The 4,547-nt window shown below is 46.9% G+C and carries 5 protein-coding genes; 3 read left to right on the forward strand and 2 right to left on the reverse strand.

Features of this window, described 5'->3' with window-relative positions:
• The coding region (locus Q0241_RS12025) for a phosphatidate cytidylyltransferase (RefSeq protein WP_299377669.1) at positions 1-1,430 on the forward strand (1,430 nt) is incomplete at its 5' end.
• A 9-nt stretch (positions 1,431-1,439) separates the two neighbouring features.
• On the opposite strand, the gene Q0241_RS12030 is transcribed toward Q0241_RS12025, so the two are convergent.
• Positions 1,440-1,754, reverse strand: a complete 315-nt coding sequence (locus Q0241_RS12030) for a hypothetical protein (protein ID WP_299377671.1) — start codon at positions 1,752-1,754, stop codon at positions 1,440-1,442.
• Positions 1,755-1,924: 170 nt separating this feature from the next.
• Here Q0241_RS12030 and Q0241_RS12035 point away from each other — a divergent pair, with 170 nt between their 5' ends.
• Positions 1,925-2,422: an Lrp/AsnC family transcriptional regulator gene (locus Q0241_RS12035; protein ID WP_299377673.1), complete on the forward strand. Its 498-nt coding sequence runs from the start codon at positions 1,925-1,927 to the stop codon at positions 2,420-2,422.
• Positions 2,423-2,478: 56 nt separating this feature from the next.
• Positions 2,479-3,372 (forward strand): DMT family transporter, encoded by an 894-nt coding sequence (locus Q0241_RS12040; protein ID WP_299377674.1) that lies wholly within the window; start codon positions 2,479-2,481, stop codon positions 3,370-3,372.
• Between the two features lie 15 nt (positions 3,373-3,387).
• Here Q0241_RS12040 and Q0241_RS12045 read toward each other — a convergent pair whose 3' ends face one another.
• On the reverse strand, positions 3,388-4,296 hold the full coding sequence (locus Q0241_RS12045; RefSeq protein ID WP_299377676.1) for a LysR substrate-binding domain-containing protein: 909 nt from the start codon (positions 4,294-4,296) through the stop codon (positions 3,388-3,390).
• Between the last annotated feature and the right edge of the window lie 251 nt (positions 4,297-4,547).

A 4,547-nucleotide genomic window follows, 5' to 3' on the forward strand; every position in this document is an offset into this window, starting at 1 on the left:
TGCTGCTGGTGTGGCTCGCCGATACCGGCGCCTATTTCGCCGGCCGAGCCTTCGGGCGCCGCAAGCTGGCGCCTGCCGTCAGCCCCGGCAAGACCTGGGAAGGGCTCGTCGGCGGGGTCGTGTTCTCGTCCCTCGCCTCGCTGCTCCTCCTCGCCCCCCTGGCCGACCTCGCGCCCGGCTACGCCCTGCTGGTTGGGGCCATCCTCGGCGTCGTCGGCCAAGTCGGCGACCTCGCCGAATCACTCCTCAAACGCGACGCCGGCGTCAAAGACTCCGGCAGCATCCTCCCCGGCTTCGGCGGCGTCCTCGACCTCATCGGGGCTGCACGCCCCTCAATCGCCGATCCTTTCTTACCAAACAAAATAGCCCAAGGGCGCATTGACGAAATACGCGAATGCATAGGATGTAATATCTGCGTTAGCGGTGACAATCTCAGCGTTCCCATCCGATGCACACAAAACCCGACAATGGGCGAAGAATGGCGACGCAAGTGGCATCCGGAAAAAATTGCCCCCAAGGCATCGGATAGTTCTGTGCTTGTCGTCGGTGCTGGCCCTTCAGGGTTAGAAGCAGCCCTACAGCTTGCCAACAGAGGCTATCAGGTCACTTTGGCAGAATCAGGCAAGGAACTTGGTGGGCGAGCCACAAAAGAAAGTCAACTCCCCGGCCTATCCAGTTATGCCCGCGTCCGGGATTACCGCGTAAATCTTCTCACTCAAATGGCCAATGTTGAAATTTACAAAGACAGCCCACTTGATGAAGACGCCATACTGGAATTTGGTTTTCCTCATGTCCTGCTTGCCACGGGATCTCATTGGCGCCGCGATGGCACCGGGCGATATTATCAAAAAGCTATTCCCGGACTGAGTACCATCCCTGGCTTTACACCCGATGATATAATGAATGGAAAGAATCCGACTGGACATACCATTATCTATGATGATGATCACTATTACATGGGAGGTGTACTCGCCGAAAAACTTATCAGCGACGGGGAAAAGGTAACCTTGGTAACACCCGCGGCAAAGATATCAGCATGGAGTGAATACACACTCGAACAGGAAAAGATACAGGCCAAACTTATCAATCTTGGTGTGGAGCTCATCACGAATCAGGCCGTATCAAATGTTGCCGAAAACCAGATAGGACTATCCTGCACTTTCACAGGCCGAACAAAAACTATTCAAGGTGATAGTTTATTGCTTGTGACCGCAAAACATGCCAACGATGCGCTGTATCATCAACTGCAAAGTAATCCAGACAAGCTCGAACAAGCCGGGATCAAAACCTTGGAGGTCATTGGTGATGCCTATTCACCCGGTTCTTTGGCATCGGCAGTGTACTACGGACACCTTGCTGCGAGATGCCTAGAGGGCGAAAGCTGGGATGCTGCTCTGTTTGATGGGGAAAGACCCGGCCTGATTTCCTAAACCCGTGTTTCAGGCACACATCAGCATATCTGGGTGGTTTGTCTTACCGACCGATGTCTTGATTGGTTCAATGACATAACTTGTAGAGTTGACTGTAAAGATCTCATTGATTTTGCCCGCAAGTATATAAGCGCGTTGCTCAGATACCCCCTCAACAATAATCGAAATAGTTTGTGTGCCGTCCGAGGTAGCATCAGCTTTCACATTGCTTGGCGTCGCCCCGATCAATGCAAAGTATTCCAATATTCGTAACAATGTATTTGGCTCTCTCATTGCCACGATATCAAACTCAACCCGCGTATTTATATCTGTTGTTTTTGGCACAGAAATTCATCCCGATTACGATCACTATTTTTTCTTTTTAGGCCAAGATCACTACATCTGTCCTGATATAGCCAATATTACAAAAGTGAGCAGGTATTTCTTCCCCAATGCATCATTTAAATGCTATTGTTAGAAACATAATATCTTAAAAATAAATATTATCAGGAAAAATGACCACAAAATTAGATAACCTTGATATTCGCATCCTGGAAAGCTTGCAAAAAGACGTTACTATACCAGTAACAGAACTTGCCGAAAAATTAGGATCATCAAAATCAGTATGCTGGCGTCGCATTCAACGTTTGCTTGACGAGGGGGTGATCAAGGACCGCGTTGCCATCATAGATCAGAAGAAAATTGGTCTTGGTGTTACCGTTTTTGCACAGGTCAAAATGCACCATCATGTAAAGGACGCCCTGCCAGACTTTGTAAAAGCAGTGCAGAAATTTCCACAGGTTATTGAATGCCATACCCTAATGGGTAGCGTTGATTTCTTGCTAAAGATCATCGTTAAGGATATTGAGGATTATGAACGTTTCTTTTGGCAGGACTTATCGCAAATCGAAGGCGTTCAAGAAATCAGTTCATCAACAGCCCTGACACGTTTTGTCGATACCACCAGCCTTCCTCTTGATCATCTTTATCTTGAGGGCAATCAAGATAGATGACCTAATCTGATACTCTGAATGTACCAGATGGGCCAACGTCGCCATGAAAGAAAAGCATGACCAAAGCGATAACTCCATCCGGTGGAGACCAACCCGTTGGGCTGATCGATTATAGCGTACTCGCGATGATCTTCATTCTTTGGGCGCTGAACTACATCGCAGTCAAAGTCAGTGTAGATGAGTTTCCTGTATGGACGGCCTTGGGTATTCGTTTCAGCATCATCGTCGTGCTTCTAGCGCCTTTTGTTAAATTTCCCAAAGGCCAGTTTCGATCTTTACTGTTAATCAGTGCCGCGCTTGTGCCAGGCCATTTCGGACTACTATTCTGGTCAATCCAGAATACAGCCAGTGTCGGGGCAATCTCTGTCATCATACAAGTCGGCCCCGCCTTCTCAGTATTACTCGCCTGGATCTTTTTCAAAGACACACCCGGCATAAAACGTATAAGCGGATTGATTATTGGCTTTATAGGTATTGTTATTCTTTTTTATGAACCAACGTTCTTCGATACCCTAGATGCCATGGTCGCCGGACTGGGGTCAGCATTCTTTATGGGCACCTACATGGTATTGGTCCGTGGAAAGAACCAAATATCTCCTCTTGCCATTATTTGTTGGTCTTCGGTTCTAGGCATTCCTTTCTCTTTTGGTATGGCTCTCGCTCTCGAAGCCCCCATCGCGGAAACCATACAAAACGCAAGCACAGAGAGCTGGCTTGGGATTGCCTATGCAGCAATAGCCTCAAGCATCATCGCCCATGGTTCCTGGGCTTGGATGTTAAGACGTCAACCAATCTCTTTCCTCGCACCTTTGACCCTTATCGTTCCTGTACTGGCAGTTTTCGCAACAGTAAGCGTTTTTAATGAACCCCTGACCTTACATATGATTCTCGCCGGATTGATTGTTCTTGCAGGTATGGGGTTGATCACCATTTCCAAAGCCTACAAATAAGCTTTCAAACCAGTCCTAATAAGCGGCCATATCTTCTAGCAACCAGGATGTAAACGCCCCGATATGTGGCTCATCTTTTAGTTCTTTCCGACAGACAATCCCCCATTCACCGGGTGCCTTTGTAATATGTTTGATCGGGTGGACCAAACGTCCTGCTTTGAGGTCATTGTCAGCAAAGGGCCCATTGACCATGGCCACGCCCTCTCCGTCCAATGCCATTTCCAGGGCAATTGCCACAGTATCAACGGCGATAGAATTACGAGATATTTCGGCAAAAATTCCAAGTGACTGAAACCACTCTTCCCAATGATTATCAGCCGTGTAAACCTTCAAAAGAGGTAAAGTGAGTAGCTCTTTTGCAGAGATTTTATCCCCCTTTTCACTTAGAAGAGCAGGGCTACAAACAGGAATAAGTTCTGCGCCAAACAAAGGTATCCAATGCAGATGCTTTGCCACAGGGACAGGGCTATAGATAATCCCCACATCTTCATTTACTTCATCAAAAGCACCATCAAGAATACTAGATGTTATTTGTACATCCAAATCGGGGTGTGCCACACGAAACCGCGAGATTCGCCTAGCCAGCCAGCGAATGGATAAGGTTACAAAGGCTTGAACACGTAACTTTTGTGCTTGTCCACTTGACCGAATCACTTCCGAAGAATGAATCAGCTGTTCAAGAATATTTCTGACTACAAGGTAGAACTGCTGCCCCTCAGCCGTCAGCTTAACGCCACGTCCATCCCGTTGAAATAATTTAACATTAAGGTCTTCTTCCAGAACTTTAATTTGATGACTGATAGCCGTATGCGTCAGATTCAATTCACCCGCAGCGCCTCTAAAACTCAAAAGTCTTGCTGCCGCCTCAAAACCTTTTAAAGCTTTCAAAGGGGGTAATTTTTTTAAATCTATCTGCCCAGCCATCACGACCTCATTTTAAAGCCCACCAGATATTATTCACACAGCACACGAGCAATTGGAACAGGGAAACTGGAATATTTTTTGAACCAATTGGATTAAAAACATCAATTGCGATTTTTTTTCGATAGGCTCATTCTTGATGAGATAAAATAATAAAAACCATCGGTTAAAGCAGTCTATTGAGGCCAAAATGAAAATTACCGAGTTAAAAACGTTCGTTGTCGGCAATCCTCCCCCTCATTTTGGTGGCAAGT

Origin of the sequence: uncultured Kiloniella sp., from assembly GCF_937128705.1 — a bacterium.
Lineage (GTDB): Bacteria > Pseudomonadota > Alphaproteobacteria > Kiloniellales > Kiloniellaceae > Kiloniella.